This window comes from Paenibacillus lentus, from assembly GCF_003931855.1.
In the GTDB taxonomy this organism is placed as follows: domain Bacteria; phylum Bacillota; class Bacilli; order Paenibacillales; family Paenibacillaceae; genus Fontibacillus; species Fontibacillus lentus.
The window spans coordinates 4636451-4657629 of sequence record NZ_CP034248.1 but is presented as its reverse complement, the minus strand read 5'-3'; the positions used below and the strand labels follow the sequence as shown (position 1 = coordinate 4657629).

The window sequence follows — 21179 nt, the reverse complement described above, 5'->3', positions numbered from 1 at the left end:
AGGCAGGGATGCCCCGGGAAATTTCACCCATTTGCAAGTGATGCAAGTGATGCAAGTGAGCAAGCTGACGAAGCTTAGCCTCGATCATTCGGGAGGAAATATTAAAATCACTGCCTATGACGGGGATGAAATACGAATCAACACAACGGTTTGGTTTAGTAAGTCGGTCAATCTGGAGAAAAGTCAGCACATTTTGGATCAAGCAGAGGTATCTGTGGGCGAAAATGAGAATCAATTGATTAGCAATGCATGCAAAGGGAGAGAATGACACAAGCTTATGGACTTGGGCCGGGAAGAATTACGGAATTTCTCATTTCATGATCGATGATGTTATTACAGTGCCGGCGTCGATGGACACCTACTCATGGACACCTACTCATGGACACCTACTCATGGACACCTACTCATGGACACCTACGATTTTCATAATGAAGTCGGTATCGTAGAGCTATACGAAATTAAAGGGAGCTCTAATATCAGCGGAGATGTGGATCAATTCAGATGAAAAATGTGCATATGACAGAGAAATCATCGAACAAACGACGACAGGCAACGTTTCCGTACATATTGCGAATATGAACAAGGAAAGCTTGCTCAACGTTAAGACCGAGGTTGGCAATATCGAATTGAACTTGGACGATGCTATACAATGTAGGTTTGTCACGAAGAGTGAGGTAGGGGGAATTGTCGGCGCTTCGGAAGGAACTAGTAAAATTAATGGAGGCGGAGGAGAGGTCACACTCCAATCCGAAATCGGCATGATCGTAGGGAGTAGTGTGGATTAGAGGCGTGCATTAAAAAGTGCGCATTAGAGTATGCAGTAGAAGAAAGGTTGGCTAGAAGAAGAGTTTCCATTAGAAGAGCAAGGGGCTCTATCCAACTAGTCCAGTTTAATTTTAATTTTGAATTTGAATACTAGCTGTATTTCATCAGACTGTTGAAAAAGCCCCTATCTAGATCACATTACCGCGTTAATTTGGTATAATATAGGTAATATATTGAAAGTGTGGTGTGCGAATTGCCTAACATTCAACAAGATAGAAATCAAATTGAATTGGTTAGTATAGATATGCTTGTACCAAAAGATCATTTACTACGAATCATTGATGAAAACGTAGATTTTTCATTTATTACGGAGATGACTCGCCCCTACTATCACGGCACATTAGGGAGGCCTCCAATTCACCCGATTCGCCTTTTCAAAATGATGCTGATTGGTTATTTGTATGGCATTCACTCCGAAAGGCAATTAGAGCAAGAAATTAAAACGGACGTAGCCTACCGCTGGTTCCTCGGTCTAGGCTTAACGGATCCTGTGCCGGATCACTCGACGATTAGTTACAACCGTAATGTGCGATTCAAAGGATCTACCATTTTTCAAGACATTTTTGACGAAGTAGTCCGTTTGGCCATCCGTCATAACATGGTAGGGGGACGTGTTCTCATTACTGATTCAACGCACATCCAAGCTAACGCGAATAAAAATCGTTCATCGATGCAAGTTGTGACGGAAACGCCCCTTGAATATTTAAAAGAATTGGAGACAGCTGTTAATCAAGAACGAGAGCGTCATGGAAAAAAGCCGCTGCCGCCCGTGAAAACGAAACGATTGAAAAAAAACTGCGAGTGAGTAACACCGATCCAGAAAGTGGCTTTATGAAGCGTAAAGGTAAACCCGAAGGGTTTTATTATTTGGATCATCGTACAGTCGATCACAAATTCAATCTCATTACGGATGTCCATGTTACCCCTGGAAATGTGAATGACTCAACCGTTTATATAGAAAGACTTCAAAGACAGATCGATACATTTGACTTTCACAATACGTTAGAAGCTGTTGCTTTGGATTCAGGATATATGACGCCCTACATATGCAAAAAAACAAGCGAGATGGGTATTTTCAGTGTCATCGCTACTCGTAATGCCCCTACAGCAGAGGGGACTATACCCAAAGAAGAGTTTTCCTATGACCCGCAACAAGACGCTTATATATGTCCCAATGGATCTAAGCTGACTTACCACACAACCAATCGCAATGGATACAAAGAATATATGTCCAACCCTGACTTATGTGGCCAATGCCCATTATTGGATAGCTGTACATCAAGCAAAAATCGTAAACGTAAAATTCAGCGGCATGTTTGGGAAGGGTTTAAAGAGCGAGTAGAAGCGAATTACCGTAGCTCTTCAGGACAGATCTTGTATAAGCTCCGTTGTAAAACAGTTGAGCGAAGCTTCGCGGATGCCAAAGTGCTCCATGGGCTTCGCATTTCCCGTTTGCGTGGCCGGGAAAAAGTGCAGGAACAAGCACTGATGACTGCCATAGTGCAGAACATTAAGAAAATAGCAAGGCACCTAGCCAAGCTTTTTTCTCGTACAAACGGGAACTCACCTTATATTTTAATCCTTTCGATTCTGGATTTCCGTGGAAAGTATGTTTTCTTGCATAGAAAATCAATTACTTCAACAGTCTGATGAAATACATTTAGATATTTTGAAAGCGATCAACGCAGGTTGTCTAAAAATATGAAAGCGTAGCCTGAATAATAGCGTAGTCCAAATTAAAGCGTAGCCTAAATTAAAGTATAGTCCAAAATAAAAGCCTAGTCCAAATTTAGTCAACTATCTGTGACTGAGCAATTTACAGATCGCTAGCCTGGATAAAGCGTAGCCTGAATTAAAGGTAGCCTAAATTAAAGTACAGCCTAAATTTAGGTCATAAAAGTGAGCAGGCCATCCCGGAGTTAGGAACGGCCTGCTATATCTTTATCGTTATTCAAGTGGAGGCTGGATGCCACGTTTAGTTTTTTTTGCAGGGCAAAATCTTCCCAGTGGCTCGCCCATTTTAACTTTACTGCCGACATCAAGCTCAGGAAGCGGCTCAAAGGTGCCGTTTTCGATGAGCAGGACGACGGTCGAGCCAAATTCGAAATAAGCTAAGTCATCCCCACGATTCCATTGTGTAGCTTCAGCATCTGTATATTTAATGCTGCTTACATTCATAGCGCCCACTTTAACAACCGCAACTTCACCGAGGCTATGCGAAATATAAGTGATGAGCCGCTCGTTTCGGCTGAGTACCGTTCGCATATGTCTCATTCCAAAGTCATTCACGGGGTAGACTTTACCCCGGATATGCTCGCTCTCCAGCTTGCGTCCCGTTACGGGGGCGTGAATGCGGTGATAGTCGGTCGGGCTAAGATATAGTACGAAGAAATAACCATGATTATATGTTTCAGTGCGAGGAGAGTAATTGAGCAGCTCTTGCAATGAGTAATCCTGGCCTTTCACATTAAGGATCGTTCCCGATTGAATGTCTCCCATTGCCGTAATTAATGCATCGACAGGACTGATTAATCCTTCCGGAAGGGGATGGATCGGACGCATATTTGGTTTTAGCTTGCGGGTGAAAAATTCGTTCAGCGTCCTGTATTCTTTAATGTCCTTCTCGGCCTCATCCAGCGGAATCCCGTAAGACTTAGCGAAGGTAGGTATTAGGAGCCGGCTTACTCCTGAATGAGAAAACCGACCCATGAGCCGGGAAATCCATTTTCGGGATGTAAGCTCTGTCATCCATTTCATCCATTTTGCGGTCAAATTGGTTCCCCCTAGTACTTTGCTGAACAAGTATGCTATCGTTTTCCATTTTCGATTATATTGACATATAATATAAACTAAATCAACAACGAAGCTGTAATAATTAATTTATACTTGCTAGTATGGCAGCTATTGTTGTATGGTTAAGTCAATCGAATAGGGATACGGGAGCTTGAGAGAATCAGGCTGAGATTGCAGCTAATCCGCTGCTGACCGTTAATCTGATCTGGATAATGCCAGCGTAGATAATTCGTCGTTCAAGGTTTTTTCGTGCCTATGAACTATAAACAGCCGCCTGAGCATATCCAGTCGGTTTTTTTGTTTTTTAGCCATACTATTCTATGAGGAAGTTAAGAAGAAGGAGAGATGTATGTGGTACAGGGAGCAGTCCAAAAAAGAGGTGGCCGGGGATTGAAGCTGAGCGATTTGCTCGTAACAATCCTAGTGTCGATTGTTCTGGGAGTCGTTTATTACTTCTGGAGTGCGGTTTATAATTTGTTTTCGTTTTTTCCGCAGGCGGATGAGCTTGTCTATGGAATGTGGTTTATGGCTTCTACGCTTGTGTTTTTGCTGATTCGTAAGCCTGGTGTAGCGTTAATCGCCGAAATTGCCGCAGCGCATGTATCGATATTGTTCGGCAGCGAGTGGGGGATACAACTTGTCATGTACAGCGTGCTTCAAGGTCTCGGAGCTGAACTTGTTTTCGCAGCATTCCGTTACAAGAACTATTCGGCATCCGTGGCGGCTTTGGCCGGGATAGGCGCAGCGGTAGGTTCCCTGATTCCCGATATTTATTACGGCTACATCCAGGACTATCAAACCTGGTTGTTATTCGCCAAATACGGCATGCGCGCTGTCAGTTCGGCTCTCATTTGCGGATACTTGGCGTATGCCATCGTTAAAGCGGTAGAAGCAACAGGGGTAACGAATCTTCTACGGCCTGTCGAAGATAAAGACTACGCTGCACTGGACGATTAAGCAATGGTGCCTAGACTGACATCAGGGGCCGCAGTAAGCGATCGGCATAACCAGGCTGCGGACATAGCTGCGGGCGTAACCGAGCTTAGGCTTAAGTTTCCAGGCGAAGATCGTTTTGTCTTTAAAGATCTTACTATCCATGTTCGACAGGGCGAGAAGGTGTTACTGCTGGGGCCGAGCGGGAGCGGAAAATCAACGTTGTTACAGGTGCTATCGGGCATTATCCCTTCACTCGTTGAGGTGCCCATGCGCTGTAAGGATCAGTATCCGCCTGCGTCTTGGGGATTTGTATTCCAGGATCCAGATACTCAATTTTGCATGCCCTATGTGGATGAGGAGTTGGCCTTTGTACTGGAAAATTTGGCGGTTCCCCGGAGCGAAATGCGAGGGAGAATGGATGAGGTGCTTCGAGCGGTCGGACTTCAACTGCCGGAGCTGCATGTGCAGATAGATTCCTTATCCCAGGGGATGAAGCAGAGGCTGGCCCTGGCCTCTGTCTTGCTCTCAAATCCGCAGGTGCTGTTCCTTGATGAGCCCTCTGCGCTGCTTGATCCGGAAGGCCGTGAGCAGATATGGGATACGGTGAAGAAAATTTCGCCAGATCGAACGCTTATTATTGTAGAGCACCGGATTGAGGAAATCGCTGACTTTGTAGACCGAGTCATTCTCTTTGGCCCGGAAGGACAAATGCTTGGCGAAGGAGCGCCTCAAGAGGTGTTCAGCATGTACCAATCCGAGTTGAAGGAATTCGGAATTTGGTATCCTGGCGTCTGGGAGCACTTCTTCACTTCACCGGAAGGAGAAGCGCTCCTTGAGCCGGTTCTGCCCAAACCGCCGTTGACCGTACAGGCAGAAGCACTGCTGGAGTTGTCTCAATTCCGAGGGCTGAGACATGGGAAATCGGTAATTGATGTAGAGCATGCATCCATTGCACCAGGAGATTTCATTGCTATTACCGGGCCGAATGGCGCGGGAAAAAGCTCTTTGCTATTAAGCTTGATGGGCTTGCTTAGCTCGGAGGGAAGCTATTTGCTGCAGGGACAGCCATTGGATCGTGATGAGCACGTGCGGAAATGGAGGGTGCGATGGAAGAAGCGGCAAAAGCAGGTGAAACAGGCTGCGAGTCAAATCAGTTTTGTGTTTCAAAACCCAGAATTTCAGTTCGTAGCTGAGCAGGTAGGAGAGGAAATTGCCTTTTCCTTGCGACAGGAGGGACTGTCTGAGGAAGTTGTCTTAGAACAGGTGAACAAATCATTACGTACCTTCGGCCTGAAGGGCTTGGACCATCGGCATCCCTATCAGCTTTCCCTTGGGCAAAAGCGTAGACTAAGTGTAGCTGGCGCTGCCGTGCTGGATAAGCCGATACTTTTGCTGGACGAGCCAACTTTCGGGCAGGATGCCGTAAATACCTTTGCTATTTTGCAAGTTTGCGAGGAGCTTCGTCGTCTAGGGACGGCGATCGTCATGGTTACGCATGAGGAGAAAATTGCAGATATTATCGCCACTCAGCGTTGGGAGGTACGGGAGGGAAAGATGATCTCCCAGCAGCTTACGGAGCGTGGAGAAGAAATGAAGCAACTGAGGGATAGTCTAGTACAGGAAACGCGGGGAGAGGGAAAACAGACGCAGGGAGAGGGACAACAAACACAGCAAGAAGGAAAACAAACGCAGGAAGAGGGAAAACGATGAGGAAATTTCTAACGCCCACGCGAGAAACTTGGCTGCACCGGGCCAATCCTGCTGCAAAACTGGGTATTATATTGGGGTTGTTCCTGCTGACCTTGTTTACACATAGCTTGGATTTTATCGTTTACCAGGCGATTGTCATCTACCTTGTGCTATTTCTGATGAGCGGGCATCCGCCATGGAAAATCCTGATTCTGATCCTCCCCTTATTATTCGTTTTTGTCTCTTCCTCCATCACTATGGTCTTATTCGGTAAAGGGGATACGCTATGGTGGAAGTGGGGAATTATCCGCATTTCGGAGGAGAGCTTCTATAGAGGGATTCATATCGGCTTTAAGTCGATTACATTCGCTGCCGAGGGACTGCTGTATGTGCTAACGACTTCTTCGGTCGCTTTGTTCTATGCCCTGATGCAGAAGGTGAAGCTGGCCCCGAAATATGCCTATAGTTTTATGGCTTCTGTACGGCTCCTGCCGATGGTTTGGGAAGAGTTCCAAATCAGGAGGAACGCGCTTCAAATACGTGGGGTGCGGCATGCTCAGGGCATGCGGGGCTGGGTCGAGCAGACGAAACTATATGCTGTGCCGTTACTATCCCAGAGCATCCGCCGGGCGCATCGTGTAGCGATAGCTATGGAGTCCAAGGCTTTTCACAACAGTCGCCGGAGAACGTATTATTATTCGTCTGTGTTTACGCTATATGATTTAGGGCTGTTAATACTGTTGGCTATAGCTTTAGCGGCAGCTTATTCTTTGTCACATCTGTACCCGTTATTTGGCATTACCGATGTAAGATATTGAATGCAGACAACGAATAGAAGTCCAGGTTCGCTAGACGAATCGGACTTCTATTTTTTTGTCACCAAGTTATGCTTCGCTCCGTAATTTATTCAGGTTGATGCGGTCGTATAAATATCTTGCGAAATTTATTGGACGCCGGTACGTCTCTTTCCATATTTCTGTCAGTCCAGCTTTTCGAAAGCCGTGCCGCTGATCCCTCCCGTTGCACTCGATGAAGTAAGGCTGTCCTTCCTGTGTCAACCCGATATCAATTCCGAGATCGGCGAGCAGGGGGAGTCGTGTTGATAAATGACGGGCAATGGAGAGGGACAGCATTTCTACGTGGGAGAGGACATCTGGTATGAGCCGGGCGGGGATGCATTTAGTCAACACGTGAATGGGATAGGGGTAACCGCCTTTGGCGATGTTGGATAAGAAGCTGTTTTGCGGAGCAATTTTGACGAACATCCCGGTAATAGCCCATTCGCCGAATGCACCGCGCTGAACGGTCACTCGCAAATCCAATGGTCTTGTTTCATATTCGGCGAGGGGGATGCGCTCCTGAATGAGATAAGTGATCTGGTTGAATTGTCGCTGAAGCCGGGCTGGCATGCCATCTCTGCCAAATCTCTCGGTGGTCCAGCTCCTTCTGGATTTAGAGGGATAAGTGATTTTCCAGCCAAGGCTATCCCGCTGCATTCTCATGATTCCATCCCCAACTGACCCGCGCACAGGTTTAAGAATGAGGTCGTGGTATTTTGACATCATACTGCTTAGTGAGGCAGCGCTAAGTTCTGCAGTTGCCGGAAGGTACTGATTTAGACGTGGCTCCTCTTGCAACAGGCGATGGATGACGTTCTTTCCATAACGGTTGTTTAGGTTGAATATGCTTATGCCCTGGGATGCAAGGCTGCGAATTTTACGGTGGGCGGATGCGTCCCTGTACAAGGCACGATTGTGGATGACCTTAGGCGTGGGAATCGTCATTCTGACGTAGTCGCTACCGTTCCGTATATATGCAATGCTGCTGTGTTTTCCGGCATCTATATCTCCCAATCTTAGAAAGCAAGGAATGAATCCGTTAGCCCGTGCCGCTTCTTCATAGTTGGCTATCGATTCCTGGCCGGTTTTTCGCTGGGGAATTCCCCGGTACATGCTGGAGTTAAGCAGAATACCGATATGGTCTTGCCCCATGGATTTTCCTCCTTTTTGTATGCGACTTCTGATTCAATTTATGTGACAGTACCTTAAAGGCGTGGACGACTGTGCTGCATCAACAGCCTGTTTTAATCGTGATGACCATGAGCGGCTTGATTTTTACCGTGCGTTACACCTCGGCGACAAATGGTGCATATTTTAGGTTAAGGGTTTAATTTTGGAGAGAGGAATCAGGGTGTATGAGCAGACAAAAAGTGGCAGTCATTACTCCGGGTACCTTCGTTATTCCTTTTGGACATAGCAGTTCCGTTGAGCGGGTGATTGAGGAGATGGCTCCTTTTGCGTAGAGTGAGCTGGACATACGAATATTCGGCTTATCGGATGGCCAGATTCCTAATTTGGGACAGTTTGAACAGATTCCGTGCTTTCGCATGCCTGGCGGCAGGCAATATCTCTCCTCTTTGCTGAGACATTTTAAGAAATGGCATCCCGATATTGTGGATGTTCATAACCGCCCGCTGCTCGCCTATCAATTGAAGAATAGGCTGCCGATGGCTCGGGTATTCCTAACATTTCATTCGACCCTGTTCTTTTCCGCCTCTTATCAGCCAGAAATGCGTATGCGCTACATACTGGATAGCGTCGATATGATCATTGTGAATAACGAGTATTTAAAAAAGCAGCTTCAGCAGCGTTTTCCATCGATCCAGGCATTGATATCCGTGAATCCTTTTGGCGCAAGTCTTGAAGACTTCACGCCTCGCTGGACTTCGCCAGGGGAATACTTGCGGCAGGTCAGACTTGCGGACTTGGGATGGAGTCGGCGCAAAATCATCATGTATATCGGGCGGCTGCTTCCTTCTAAGGGCGTCCATCATTTGCTAAATGCCTTTCCGTCGATATTGAGTCAGGAGAAGGATGCCATGTTGGTTATCGTAGGCAGCGCGTATTATGGGATTAATCGGGAGAGCAGGTACGTCCGGCGCCTGAAGAAAATGGCGGAGCCATTTAAGGATAGAGTGCTATTTTTTCCTTATTCTCTTTATCCAAGCATTGTTAACTGGTATAAATTAGCTGATCTTGTGGTCGTCCCCTCGGAGGAAGACGAAGCCATTGGATTGGTAAATGATGAGGCAATGACCTCCGCAGTTCCGGTCATGGCCAGTCGGGTAGGGAGAATCCCGGAAGTGGTTATCGATGGAGAATCCGGGTTGCTGCTGCCGCCAGCTTCGCTAACAAAAAATTTGGCACAGGGAATCACGGGCTTGCTCAGCAGCGAAGAACAAAGCAAAAAGCTGGGGCTGGCAGGGCGGGAATTGGCTCTTCGAAGATTCCGTTGGCAGTATACCGCTGCTCGATGGGTTCATTTAATGAAAGGTGAGAAAACTGGAGGGTAATAGGAGTTGAAAGGCTATTTTCGTGCGGATTACTCCGTTAAATCGAGAATAGTCTTTTTGCTATTTATATATCACGCAGCTTGTCTTTTAGAATGGTGATTCTAGCAGAGATCTGGCGGTAAAAGGTCTGTACGTTTGCCGTTACAACGTTTGCTGAGCCACATACACTGTAGGGAAACGTACAAAGAGCCCTATTCGTTCTACCTTGCTTCGAGTATCGAAGCTTGGAGGTGAAATTATGCTGAGAAAGCGCAGACTTACAGGCGGTGCTAAACGGCAAACCAAGAAAGATAAGCGGCCGATTGGGCGCGTGTTCAATCATCCGAACCCGCTCGTGTCCGTCATCATTCCGGCGATGAACGAAAGAGCTACCTTACCTGGTGTACTACGCCAAGCTGCAAGGATTGATTCCTGTTGCGAAACGATCGTCGTGGCTAACGGATCGACCGATGGTACACCCGCTATTGCCCGGAAATGGGGAGCACACGTCATTACGGCCGACGAGCCGCTTGGACACGACGTAGGTCGCCGGGTCGGCGCCGAAGCGGCAAAAGGGCAAATACTACTATTTATTGATGCCGATATGATTATTCCGGTTGCCGAGCTCCGCCCTTTTGTTAAGGCCGTATTAGATGGAGTGGACGTGGCCCTTAATGATTATTCGGGTCCTACGGGAGGACGGAAGATCCATCCAGTCGTTGTGGCAAAACATTCGTTGAATGCATTGCTGGGTCGTTCTGATTTGCAAGGAGCCTCCCTGACGGCTGTACCTCACGCCATGAGCCGACGGGTAATTGACGCCATCGGTTATGAAGCGCTTGAAATTCCGCCGTTAGCTATGGTCGAAGCCTTGCTTCGCGGCTTTAAGGTACGGGCCGTTCATTCCGTTCAGGTAGGAAGAATGAATCCGGTCAAATACAGAGGCAGGCAAGATGACCCGCTGACCAGTCTGATTGTTGGGGATCATTTGGAGGCTGTTTACCGGCTCATTCTTGCACGCGGTTCGCGCGGAGGATATAGCGATCTCGGCCGTCAACGTGACAAGGTGAGGTGAGGGGCGTGTCGAAAAGTAAGCTGGAGAAGCCGATCAGATTGCAGCGGCCTGCCATGAAAGCTCAAACACGCAGCCGTATGAATCGCAAGTTGCCCTTTCTGAAATCAGGTAAGGGCAGAGCGCAAGGCAAGGTCGGACTGGGAGAGTACGAGCGCCGCGCTTATAAGGCGGGATATTCAGCTGCGGCCGGTCAGACAGAATGCTCCCTTTCGTATGATCATATGCAATCCACGTTGCTGAATTGGTTCAAGGCAACGGTACATGAAGCGTTGACTTGTCGGAGCATACTGGGCGTCTCCCGTGCTTACCGCCGGGGATATAATATGATCGCAAAGCAGCCTTTGCTCGGTATCCCGTTACCGCTGCGGGGAACAGTATCTGCGGTCGTATCAGCTTCCAATGAGGAGAAGACAGTAGCGGCCGTCATCTCGGAATTAAGCCGCCTGCCGATCAAGGAAATTATAGTCATCCTGAACGGGTGCAAGGATCGCAGCTATCACGCCATTAACAGGGGTGACAAAATTATTGTAGTTTGCTACCCTGAACGCCTTGGGCACGATGTTGCGCGTAGCATAGGAGCATCGCTGACAACCGGGGATGCGGTACTATTCGTAGATGGCGATATTCTATTTGAAGCGAAAGATCTGGCGCCCTTCTTATTGGAGATCGATAAGGGAGCGGACGTTGTGCTGAACGATATTACCCCTTATCTTCCGCCATTTTCTAAACAGGATGTTGTAACCCGCAGCAAAATGTTTCTGAATTACGTACTTGGCAGGCCTGATTTACAAGCCAATTCGCTGACTGCCGTTCCTCATGCTTTATCCCGGAGAGCAATTGTCTCGTTAGGAGTGCGTTCGTTGCTTGTGCCTCCCAAGGCCCAAGCGTTGGCCATCGTGCAGGGAATGGCCATCCGGGCCCCAAATTCGGTGGATGTTGTGAAGAGGAATCGGATGCGTAGCGGGAATATCGGGGAGGGCAATGAGATGGCGAGACTTATTTTAGGCGATCACATCGAGGCTTTCCAAGCGGTGATGGAGCAGCAAGGAGTCAGACTGAACATGACGAGAATGCCGCGGTCCAAGCTGGCAAGAAAGAGGAATAGCCGATGAATGATACCAGGCTCACCAGCATCATTATCCCGAGTCATAATGGTCTTCACTTATTGACCTCTTGTATCGAGTCGATTCGCTGCAATACTGAAGTGCCATATGAAATTATCGTCGTTGATAACGGCTCTACGGACGGAACACAGGAGTACTGCATTCAAGCAGGGATTACATTTATTGCATTGCCGACTAACGAAGGGTTTCCCGCAGCATGCAACCGTGGACTGACAATTGCTACCGGAGAGCAGTTGCTGCTCCTGAATAACGATGTTATCGTCACACCTCGCTGGCTGTCGAACATGCTGCGAGCCTTGTACAGTGCCGGTGATGTCGGCATAGTTGGCCCTGTAACCAACTACGCCAGTGGACGCCAGAAGGTAGATGTGGCATGGACTACACTGGAGGAATTCATGCGTATGGCAGAGAGACACAACCAGTCCGACCCAACGAAGTGGCAGGAGGTCAAACGTCTTGTTGGTCTATGTTTTTTATTTCGAAGACAGCTGTGGGATTTCGTAGGACGGTTCGACGAACGCTTTTCTCCGGGACATTATGAGGACGATGATTACTGTTATCGGGCACGCGAGAAAGGATTCCGGCTGCTCATTAGCGGGGATACACTGGTATATCATGAGGGGAGCGCCAGCTTTGCGGCTAAGCACCCGGATGGCTGGAACTCTCTGCTGGAGCGCAATCGCCGGAAGTTCATCGACAAGTGGGGAATTGACCCGTGGATTTATATGTAAAAAACAGCTTTGGAGGAGGGGAGCATATGAAAGGTGTTATTTTGGCGGGAGGGACTGGGACTCGTCTTCATCCATTGACTCGAATCGTTAACAAGCATCTTCTCCCGGTCGGAAGCTATCCGATGATCAGTTACGGCATTGAACGGTTCCGGCAAGCGGGAATTACGGACATTCTCCTCATCATCAGCAAGCAGTCCGCAGAACTTTATACGAATTACTTAGGCAGCGGGGAGAACTTTGGAGTGAATCTGGTCTTTCGTGTACAGGAGACCGCGGGCGGCATTGCCGAAGCCCTAAATTTGGCTCAGAGCTTTATTGCTCCAGGGGAGAAATTCGTGGTTCTGCTGGGAGACAATTTGTTCTTAGACGATTTGACGCCTTACGTCCAAAGCTTCATGAAGCAAGCGTATGGAAGCGCTAGAGTGCTGCTGAAGCCGGTTGACGATCCGAGAAGATATGGGGTTGCGGTGTTTGATCCATCTCAGCCTGATTTGATTTCGTATATTGAAGAAAAGCCGGAAAAGCCGCAATCGAATTACTCGGTGACGGGAATATATATGTATGACGATATGGTATTTGAGCGTATCGGTAAGATTGACCGGTCTGCAAGGGGAGAGCTGGAAATTACCGATGTGAATAATTTATATGCCAGGGCTGGGAAGCTGGAATACGATATCCTTCAATTATGGTGGGGGGATGCCGGGACATTTGAATCCCTGCTGGAGGCTGGGACGCGGATGAGAGGAGTGCTTCCTTAAAGATAGTGCAGGCATATTGAACGAGAAGGGGGGAGCTAGCATACATGGGGAACCGACGCGGCCAGCGCCCTGCAAGACGAAAACGGAATTCAAAAAAAAGGATGCTTGGCTTAAGCCAAGCCCGTTATAGAAAGCTGTCACGTCAGCAGTCAAATACAGTCAAAAGGCGCTTTCACCAAGCTCCTCCGTCTGCGCAACCCGATCAGCGTTTGCCGGAGCATGTACAAAACACCGAGACTGCAGGGACTGGGGATCAATTGCAGGATCAACTGTCCACGGAAAATGGCGCCGTCGCAGCCGTTAATGCTAAGTATGAGGAGGGGTATCGCCAGGGTTATTACGAGGGCGGGGAGGGCCGGCTTTGCCGGCAGCTCCCCCCATACACCGTGCTGCCCGATTTGACCATTGAAGACGTGATCGCCCGCGGTATTCAGCAAGCAGCTTCCTTGCTAGTCCCTCTTATGACTCCCACGGAAGTTTACGCGGAAATTGGTCGGGCTTTAGACCAGCGGCAGCCATTCTCTGTCGTTCGTCTTGGTGACGGAGAACTGCTCACATTGGCGCATGACATGATTATATCCACAGAGCAGGCGCGAGCCTGGGGAAGTTTTTTGCCTTACGCGGGTGTCATTTTACCGGACGAAGCGGCGCGGAGTGCTTTGGCGGATTCCTTGCATAAGGCAAGCATTATTGGCATTCCCGAGTCGCGGCATCCCTCGTTCCAAGGATTATTATTTCCAGTGCTGAAGCAACTGGGGATATCCTGCCGTGAGCTGAAAATGACTACCTCGACGGTCAATTATGCGCTGCACGAGCAAGGCCTTCTCTATCCCATGCTCCGGGGGAGGAAGCTGCTGCTGATCGGTAATAAAGCGGGTGGTTTGGCTAATGTGCTGAGTAATCATGGTTTTAAAGTCAATGGCATCATCACTCCTGTTAACGGAGTGCATGATGTTAGGCGTGTAATGAAAGAAGCCACGTCCTTCGAATTTGAACTTGCCCTCGTTGCGGCAGGTGTGGCCGCTGTTGTGATTTGCGCGACTATCGCTGAAGAACTCGGCAAAGTGTCGTTTGATTTGGGGCATTTGGCTAATCAGTTCGAGCCTGGCGAAACTTCTCTGCTGCCCGGCTTGGAGGTGAATAAATGAGAAGTGTCAGGTATGAGTCGTGGCATCGCGCCGTACAGAGAGAGCGGGAAGAGGCACTGAGGCGCTCAAAGATGAAATCTGATAAGAAATACAAGAGTGGGCTTCAAGCAGGATATACCCAGGGTTTAATAGAAGGGCTGCGTGCTTTTGCTGCCCCCTTTGAAGGCACTAGCATCATAATTCCGACATATAATCAAAAAGATTTAGTGCTGCAATGCATTACCAGCATTGAGTCGCACACTGAGCAGCCTTATGAAATCATTGTGGTGGATGATGGCTCCATAGATGGAACCTGTGAAGCGCTCTGGTCGAAGAAGGGTTCGATTCGCGTTGGTGTCCATCTTGAGAATCTGGGATTTGCCAGTGCTGTCAATACGGGATTAATGATGGCCAAGGGAAACACCATCGTACTGTTAAATAACGATGTTCTCGTTACGGAGCGCTGGCTGACCCAGTTGTTAACGGTTCTAAATAACAATAAGGATGCTGCGGCAGTCGGTCCGGTCACAAATTATATCAGTGGGGATCAGCAAATTGAAGCTGTTTATAATGATCTGAAGGAAATGGAGATATTCGCTGCAAATTACAATAAGATCGATAGATCCAGATGGCATTATACTGACCGGCTTGTCGGCTTTTGCCTATTGTTACGGCGGGAGACCTTCGAAGATGTTGGTTATTTCGATGAGGGATACCAGATCGGTAATTTCGAGGATGATGACTGGATGCTTCGCCTACAGCTGCAAGGCAAGCGTTTGATGATTGCGGGGGATACCTTCGTCCATCATATCGGGAGCGTGACAATGAAGAAGCTTGGTGCGGAAGGCTTTGCCGCAGTTAACGCCAAGAATGAGCATTTTTTTAAACAAAAATGGGGGAATTCCCGGGAACATCTTAAGCGTATAAAGGAAATTAAGGAAGAGGTCCCCTCCCTAAGCTCAGTAGACTTTTACCCGACGCATGTCTGGGTTGAAGGATGTTTCGGCAAGCGTTTTTGGTTGGAGCATGGGGTGAAGTATCCGATATCGGATTCAATTGATGAGAGATTTTTGCCCGGCCGCCCGGTCAGGCTGTCGGTGATTGATTTAATGAAAATCCCTACTGGAGTAGGTCCGGCTCCGCATAAACTAGCTGACATCAGAGCTGGCTTGCGGGAAGGCGTAGTCATTCAAACCGGAGACGGCAAGCGGTATCAACTTGACCGGGAACGATTACGCGAGATTGTCTCCGCCTATACTTGCGAGATTTGGGGACTGCCTGTCCAAGTTGATCCAGCGGATCCCGAGTTATTGGAGAGATACGGGGAAGGTCCCCCAATATTGCCGCCCCCTTATTTGAGATCGGAAGATTTATAATATTAACTGTTCGGAGTAACGATGAACTTGGCCTTAGCATATGCTGGATCAGGTGAACCCGGGACCGGTTATGAACTACATAGTCGTTCCCGGCATAATCGAGAGAAGTAGGAGGAATCCGGGTGGATCAGAAAATCACGGATATGCTCATTCATATGTCCCATTCCCATGGGCAGATCGCGAGAATCATCGATGCTGAGCGACACGTTGTGGTTCGCATCGCGCAGATTATTCATGCTATTCCTGATGCTGAACCGGCCTTTGATGGCACGGACGGGTTAGTCGAAAGCGCAGGGCGTATTAACAAGAGTGTTGTCGCCTATTTAAATTCGATTGCTGATTTGGAGGAGGCCATGGCCGAAAATTTGGAGCTCGTGATTAAGGAATTAAAAGATCAGGACGAAGAATAAGTAGTTACGAGTGAGGATGATACGATGAGTATAGAGAAATCTTTTTTGAATATGTTGGATGCCGCTGCAAAGGTGCAATGGAACGTCTCAATGATCCTGGAGGCAAAAGCGGTAGAAGCCGAAAAGGTGCGCAACTGGATGCTGAATCATGTCCATGGGGGCAGCTTTGATAGCCATGAGAAAATGCTGTCCGAACCGCTGAATATCCATGAGCAGCTCATTGAGGTCATAGACGGATTAACGAAGCTTCAGAACGGATTTTGCAGCAATTTGAAAGCTGTATTTGTATCTGATGGTGACGAGTCCGCTCCTGGTGGTGATGATGAGTTCGGGGGATTGTTCAGCGGCTCCTTTGATTTGGAGGGTTCGGAGAAATGATGTCGGTTAATGGATCTGTCGAGGCATCCAAGCTGCGATTGATAGACTCCATCGCCAAGAGCCAAACGGCAATGGCACGGATTTTGAATAGTCTGGCAGATGTTTCGGATCATTCGGCCGGAACGGCTCGGCATTTGGCACAGAATATTCAGGCCTTAAGTAGATATCAACAGGCCATAGCCGAAACGGTATGCGGTATTACTCTGCATCAAGTACATTATGGAACTCCTTCAAAGCCCTGGATTATGACGAGTTGCTACCCTGCAAACAAGGCAGCCCGAGGAGAATGGGAGGATTATGAATGTTAACGACCAAACCTCGGCGGCAACGCCGAAAGCTAGTCAAACGCAAAAGACTCAGAACAAGAACAGGTGGTAAGCGCCAGCCGTTCGTTAAACGCAAGCGTAGGGTCTTCGGCAGAAAAAAAAGCTATCAAGCTAGGAAAAGGAGATTACGGCGAAGAAAGGCACGCTTGTCTAAGCAGGCTATTCCAGTCTTACCATCGGTACCGGAACAGGCCGTATCTATGCAGGCGTCAAATATGCATGATCCTGCATTATATCAGCAAGCCTATGATGAGGCCTACCAGGCGGGGTTCAATTCGGGTTTCTCGAAGGGCTTCGAGGATGGCCATAAGTTGGCCTACAAGAATAGAGTTTGAATGCAAGCAAGCGGGCTTCTGCCGGGTAACCGGGGGAGCCCGCTTGTTTTTTAAGGAGTATTTAATGTAATAGGTTACGCATTCAAATGACTGAAGTGCAAGGCATTCGCCAATTTATGGGGTTCCGGGTAGTCGTCCATGATGCACATGCCCTCAACGCATATATTTATACAGACCTAGGAAATTTCATTACAGATAGGATGAATGCCTTGAATAGTTTGAACAAGTCAGATGCTGGCGAAGGTTTCAAGGATGGATATCTTGAAGGCTATCGGTTCGGCGGATGCCAGGCGATCCTGGAGCGAATTGCGAAGCCGAACACACCTAGCAAAAGCCATTATCGTGTACTTTATATTCCTCAAGGCTTCGAGGCGATCGATCGCGGGGTTACAGAAGCCTTGAACGACTTGACAGCAGAATGCATTGTTGCCGCTCCTGAATCGGCGTTGGATATGGCTGCTTCAACACGACCCGATTTGGTGCTGGTGATGAATGGACTTCATGTCTTTCCTCCCGATCATGAAGAACAGGTTCGATCCATTCGTGCTATGGGAATTCATACAGCAGTATGGTTTGTCGATGATCCTTATTTTACGGACGATACGGTAAGATTGGCTCAAAGTTATGATGTTGTATTTACACATGAAATGGAATGCGTTGAGCTTTATCGACAAGTTGGCTGCCAGCATGTTCACTACCTTCCGCTGGCTGCAAATCCCCAAATGTTCCGCCCGATGCGTTCGTCACCGGAATACCGCTACGATATTTGTTTTATTGGCAATGCTTTTTGGAATCGGGTCGAGCTGTTCGATCAACTGGCATCGTATCTGCAGGATAAGAAAGTAATTATCGCAGGCCAGCATTGGGATCGTTTAGCGAACTATGGACAGCTTTCCCGTTTCATCCGAACCGATTGGATTATGCCGGAAGAAACGGTGTCTTATTATAACGGTGCGAAAATCATCGTTAATATGCATCGTCCTACGGCCGCCGGGTCGGACAACCGAAATGGTTTGAATATTCCGGGGAGTTCGATCAATCCGCGAACCTACGAAATCAGTGGATGCGGAACCTTGCAAATTACGGATATCCGCAACGACTTAACGCTCCATTATAAACCGGGTTATGACATTGAAACATTTGTTGATACCGCTGAGCTTCGTGACAAAATTGATTATTACCTGACCCATGATCAAGAACGTCTTCAAATCGCTTGGCGGTCATTATGGACGACAAGGCAAAGGCATACGTTCCATGAACGCATTGGCCGCTTGCTCGCTGAAGTGACAAACTTAAAAGCGGTTTGAATAAGCGATTACGACGTTAGAAGAAGGAGTGAGAATATGTTCGTTCATTCGCAGTTACAGTCAATGCCTCTAAGAGAGGGTGAAGTACATGATTCGAGCCGGAGAGGAAAGGAAGCGGGGTTAAAGGATGGCTTTGACGAGGGATACTTGCGCGGAAGGGCGAAAGCGATTGTGGAGGCAGCGCGCCTTATTTTTCCAAAAAGATCCTTGAACGTGCTCTATGTGTCCTCAGGTAAAGGCTATCCTTATTCTCCAATTGATGAAGCAATCATAGCTACACTTCATACGCTGGCAACGGAGGTGAGCGTAGTTGTCCCGAACCAAGCGGTATCGGAGCTCGCGATAAGCACGAAGCCAGATTTGGTGCTTGCACTGGATGGAATGGAATTGCCCGTTGAGCAAATCGATGCCATAAGAGCGAATGGAATTCGAACCGCGATTTGGTTAACGGATGATCCCTACTACACTGATATGACCGCTAGAATCGCTCCACATTACGATTATGTATTTACCCTGGAGCGCAATTGTTTGGATTTCTATCGCTCTGCAGGCTGTGCAAATGTTTATTATTTGCCTTTTGCAGCATTTGTTGAGCATTACCGTCCGACGCTAACACGCTCAGCCGTTCGACGGGGAATCAGCTTCATAGGCTCCGCTTACTGGAATCGAATTCAATTCCTGCAGCCGATTCTCGGAGGGCTTATGGATAAAGGATTGAACATTAATGGAATTTGGTGGGATCGACTGCCTGAATATGCATCTTATCCCGATCGAATAGAGATTGGGAAATGGATGGGGCCTGGCGAGACAGCAGAAGTGTACAGTGGTTCGAAGATTGTACTGAATTTGCATCGTTCTCCGCATGATGAGTCAGTGAACAATAATACGGTCGGTCTTACAGCTGCATCGCCCAATCCACGTACCTTCGAAATATCCGCTTGCGCCACACTGCAGCTTGCTGATATTCGGGATGATTTGAGCAATTTTTATGTCCCTGGTCAGGAGATAGAAACCTTCAGCAGTCCAAGCGAGCTGTATGAGAAAGTGAATTATTATCTGACGCATGAGACTGAGCGTCGTGAAATCGCTCTTCGCGCTTTGGAGAGAACTTATCGCGAGCACACCTATTCCCATCGCATCCATGAAATGTTTAGCCGGATTTTTGGCTAGTCTGCCATTCATTACAGGACGAGGAGGTGAGGATCTCCTATGCTTCTTATGAGGAGAGATCGTTATGCCTAGCACAAAGAAGCTGTTATTGTTCTCGCACATTTGTAACAAAAAAAACATTACAGGGGCAGAGAAGCTGCTGCTTTTTCTCGCTTTGAAATTATCGGCATATTATCAATGTGTCATTGTCGTTCCTAAGGAAGGCGCGTTGTCAGGCTTGGCAGCTCAAAGCGGCATTAGAACGATCGTGCATCATATTCCGCTCCTGTACGGGATGTGTCAACCACATGAGGGACTTGCAGAGCAAGCGGAGGGGCTATCGAGGGATGTTTCATTTGTTGAAACGTCTCGACTTCTGTCCCATGAAAGCCCGGATTATGTACTAGTAAATACTAGTGTCCATGTTATCCCGGCCATGGCGGCAAAGGCTCTTTCCATACCTGTAATTTGGCATATAACCGAGGTCATTTCCAATAATGAGTATGCTGGGGATTCCGTTAAGATTATCGATCAGTACAGCGACTGGATCATTTGCATCTCTGAATCTGCGGCTGCTCCTATACGAGAGAGCATTGCGGAGAAGCTTAGCCTTCTCTATCCCTCGTGGGTCTGGAAGGAATTCAATCCTGACTTGTGGCCGCAGCTGCGGGAGCAGCAAAGGCTCGCGTGGAAGGTGGCATCTACGGAGAAGTTGATCGGCTATATATCATCTTATTTGACCGCCGAGAAGGGATCTGATCATTTTATTGAAGCAGCCCTGGAAATAGCAGAAAAGCATGAGGAGAGCCGGTTTGTAGTCATCGGCGCAAAAAACAATGATTCTTTCTACGGCAAACTTAGACGAAGGGTCAGCGAATCCGCTTATGCTGAGAGATTCATATTTATTGATTATGTTGCTAACGTCGAATCGGCTTTCAGTGCAATGGATGTCGTAATTATTCCCAGCCTGAAGGATGAAGGCTTTGGACTTACGGCAATGGAAGCGATGATCCTCGGTAAGCCCGTCGTCGCTTATGCATCTGGTGGACTGGAAGAAATATTAAGTTTAACGGGCAATCAGTCGTATCTCGCCAGCACAGGAAATTATTATGAACTCAGCGCGAAAACCTCAGCGATCCTCGAACAACCAGGGGAGATAGAGTCCATTGGCAACAACAATCGAATTCAAATCGAGGCATGTTTTGGACCGAAGGCATACGAAGCCAATCTGCAAGTTATACTTGGCCAGATCAACAGCTTGCCGGTAGGTAGTACTCCAGCTTTAAAGAGGGTGCCCCGCTCTGCAGCATCTAAAGTAAAAGCAAAAAAGCGTCGTCGTGCTCGAAAGACTCGGCGAGTGTCCTCTGCTTCGGCTCGTAGGCCAAGTCGAGCAATGCGGCAACGCGAGGCAGGAAGAAATAAACGGAATAATCGAGGAAGCCGTAAACTTCGCAGAGTAAGGCGGGTCAGTCAAAAAAGCGCGCGAAAGAAAAAGAAATAAAATGAGAA

General features: G+C 48.0%; 21 protein-coding genes, 1 pseudogene and 1 riboswitch. Of the genes and pseudogenes, 20 read left to right on the top strand and 2 right to left on the bottom strand.

Translation table 11 applies throughout. The annotated features are described in order from the left end of the window. The first annotated feature begins 31 nt into the window (after positions 1-31). The 3 genes and pseudogenes from EIM92_RS21185 to EIM92_RS21175 form a co-directional block, all read left to right on the top strand. A complete protein-coding gene (locus EIM92_RS21185; protein ID WP_164515168.1) occupies positions 32-268 on the top strand; it encodes a hypothetical protein in 237 nt (78 codons plus the stop codon). 217 nt (positions 269-485) lie between these two features. After that, positions 486-785: a hypothetical protein gene (locus EIM92_RS21180; RefSeq protein ID WP_125084532.1), complete on the top strand. Its 300-nt coding sequence runs from the start codon at positions 486-488 to the stop codon at positions 783-785. Positions 786-1069: 284 nt separating this feature from the next. Continuing rightward, positions 1070-2364, top strand: a pseudogene (locus EIM92_RS21175) (IS1182 family transposase); the annotation flags it as partial. A 408-nt stretch (positions 2365-2772) separates the two neighbouring features. Here the strand turns inward: EIM92_RS21175 and asd are convergent. Next, on the bottom strand, positions 2773-3597 hold the full coding sequence (asd, locus tag EIM92_RS21170; RefSeq protein WP_125084531.1) for an archaetidylserine decarboxylase: 825 nt from the start codon (positions 3595-3597) through the stop codon (positions 2773-2775). Positions 3598-3751: 154 nt separating this feature from the next. Then, positions 3752-3862, top strand: a riboswitch (TPP riboswitch). A gap of 107 nt (positions 3863-3969) precedes the next feature. Between asd and EIM92_RS21165 the strand changes: the two genes are divergently transcribed. Genes EIM92_RS21165 through EIM92_RS21155 form a run of 3 tightly spaced genes read left to right on the top strand, consistent with a single transcriptional unit; the run spans position 3970 to position 7061 of the window. Further along, positions 3970-4575, top strand: a complete 606-nt coding sequence (locus tag EIM92_RS21165) for an ECF transporter S component (protein WP_246021100.1) — start codon at positions 3970-3972, stop codon at positions 4573-4575. A 3-nt stretch (positions 4576-4578) separates the two neighbouring features. Further along, positions 4579-6264, top strand: coding sequence for an ABC transporter ATP-binding protein (locus tag EIM92_RS21160; protein ID WP_125084529.1), 1686 nt, complete (start codon positions 4579-4581; stop codon positions 6262-6264). Beyond that, a complete protein-coding gene (locus tag EIM92_RS21155; protein ID WP_125084528.1) occupies positions 6261-7061 on the top strand; it encodes an energy-coupling factor transporter transmembrane component T family protein in 801 nt (266 codons plus the stop codon). Before EIM92_RS21160 ends, EIM92_RS21155 begins: the two co-directional genes overlap by 4 nt. A 66-nt stretch (positions 7062-7127) precedes the next feature. Here EIM92_RS21155 and EIM92_RS21150 read toward each other — a convergent pair whose 3' ends face one another. Continuing rightward, the gene (locus EIM92_RS21150; protein WP_125084527.1) at positions 7128-8234 is read right to left on the bottom strand and encodes a YheC/YheD family endospore coat-associated protein; all 1107 of its coding nucleotides are present in this window, start codon (positions 8232-8234) and stop codon (positions 7128-7130) included. Positions 8235-8596: 362 nt separating this feature from the next. Between EIM92_RS21150 and EIM92_RS21145 the strand changes: the two genes are divergently transcribed. The 14 genes from EIM92_RS21145 (at position 8597) to EIM92_RS21080 (ending at position 21171) form a co-directional block, all read left to right on the top strand. Further along, positions 8597-9595, top strand: coding sequence for a glycosyltransferase family 4 protein (locus EIM92_RS21145; RefSeq protein ID WP_125084526.1), 999 nt, complete (start codon positions 8597-8599; stop codon positions 9593-9595). A 238-nt stretch (positions 9596-9833) separates the two neighbouring features. Next, on the top strand, positions 9834-10649 hold the full coding sequence (locus EIM92_RS21140; protein ID WP_125084525.1) for a glycosyltransferase family 2 protein: 816 nt from the start codon (positions 9834-9836) through the stop codon (positions 10647-10649). Positions 10650-10654: 5 nt separating this feature from the next. Next, on the top strand, positions 10655-11761 hold the full coding sequence (locus EIM92_RS21135) for a glycosyltransferase (RefSeq protein ID WP_246021099.1): 1107 nt from the start codon (positions 10655-10657) through the stop codon (positions 11759-11761). Then, complete coding sequence (locus EIM92_RS21130; RefSeq protein ID WP_125084524.1) at positions 11758-12504, top strand: glycosyltransferase family 2 protein; 747 nt, start codon at positions 11758-11760, stop codon at positions 12502-12504. The genes EIM92_RS21135 and EIM92_RS21130 overlap by 4 nt, the downstream gene beginning before the upstream one ends. 26 nt (positions 12505-12530) lie before the next feature. Then, the gene (locus EIM92_RS21125; RefSeq protein WP_125084523.1) at positions 12531-13262 is read left to right on the top strand and encodes a sugar phosphate nucleotidyltransferase; all 732 of its coding nucleotides are present in this window, start codon (positions 12531-12533) and stop codon (positions 13260-13262) included. A gap of 44 nt (positions 13263-13306) precedes the next feature. Further along, positions 13307-14410, top strand: coding sequence for a GT-D fold domain-containing protein (locus tag EIM92_RS21120; protein WP_211344397.1), 1104 nt, complete (start codon positions 13307-13309; stop codon positions 14408-14410). Then, positions 14407-15765: a glycosyltransferase family 2 protein gene (locus EIM92_RS21115; RefSeq protein WP_246021098.1), complete on the top strand. Its 1359-nt coding sequence runs from the start codon at positions 14407-14409 to the stop codon at positions 15763-15765. The genes EIM92_RS21120 and EIM92_RS21115 overlap by 4 nt, the downstream gene beginning before the upstream one ends. A gap of 122 nt (positions 15766-15887) precedes the next feature. Further along, positions 15888-16175 carry a nucleoside-diphosphate sugar epimerase gene (locus tag EIM92_RS21110; protein ID WP_125084522.1) on the top strand — a complete coding sequence of 96 codons (288 nt, stop codon included), beginning with the start codon at positions 15888-15890 and terminating at the stop codon, positions 16173-16175. 24 nt (positions 16176-16199) lie between these two features. Continuing rightward, entirely contained in the window at positions 16200-16553 is a 354-nt protein-coding gene (locus EIM92_RS21105) for an alpha-helical endospore appendage domain-containing protein (RefSeq protein ID WP_125084521.1), read from the top strand. Then, the gene (locus EIM92_RS21100) at positions 16550-16861 is read left to right on the top strand and encodes an alpha-helical endospore appendage domain-containing protein (protein WP_125084520.1); all 312 of its coding nucleotides are present in this window, start codon (positions 16550-16552) and stop codon (positions 16859-16861) included. The genes EIM92_RS21105 and EIM92_RS21100 overlap by 4 nt, the downstream gene beginning before the upstream one ends. After that, complete coding sequence (locus tag EIM92_RS24375) at positions 16855-17214, top strand: hypothetical protein (RefSeq protein WP_246021097.1); 360 nt, start codon at positions 16855-16857, stop codon at positions 17212-17214. The genes EIM92_RS21100 and EIM92_RS24375 overlap by 7 nt, the downstream gene beginning before the upstream one ends. 200 nt (positions 17215-17414) lie before the next feature. Next, positions 17415-18521 carry a CgeB family protein gene (locus EIM92_RS21090; protein WP_125085303.1) on the top strand — a complete coding sequence of 369 codons (1107 nt, stop codon included), beginning with the start codon at positions 17415-17417 and terminating at the stop codon, positions 18519-18521. A gap of 36 nt (positions 18522-18557) precedes the next feature. After that, complete coding sequence (locus EIM92_RS21085) at positions 18558-19691, top strand: CgeB family protein (RefSeq protein WP_125084519.1); 1134 nt, start codon at positions 18558-18560, stop codon at positions 19689-19691. A gap of 64 nt (positions 19692-19755) precedes the next feature. Further along, positions 19756-21171 (top strand): glycosyltransferase family 4 protein, encoded by a 1416-nt coding sequence (locus EIM92_RS21080; RefSeq protein WP_125084518.1) that lies wholly within the window; start codon positions 19756-19758, stop codon positions 21169-21171. Positions 21172-21179: the final 8 nt, after the last annotated feature.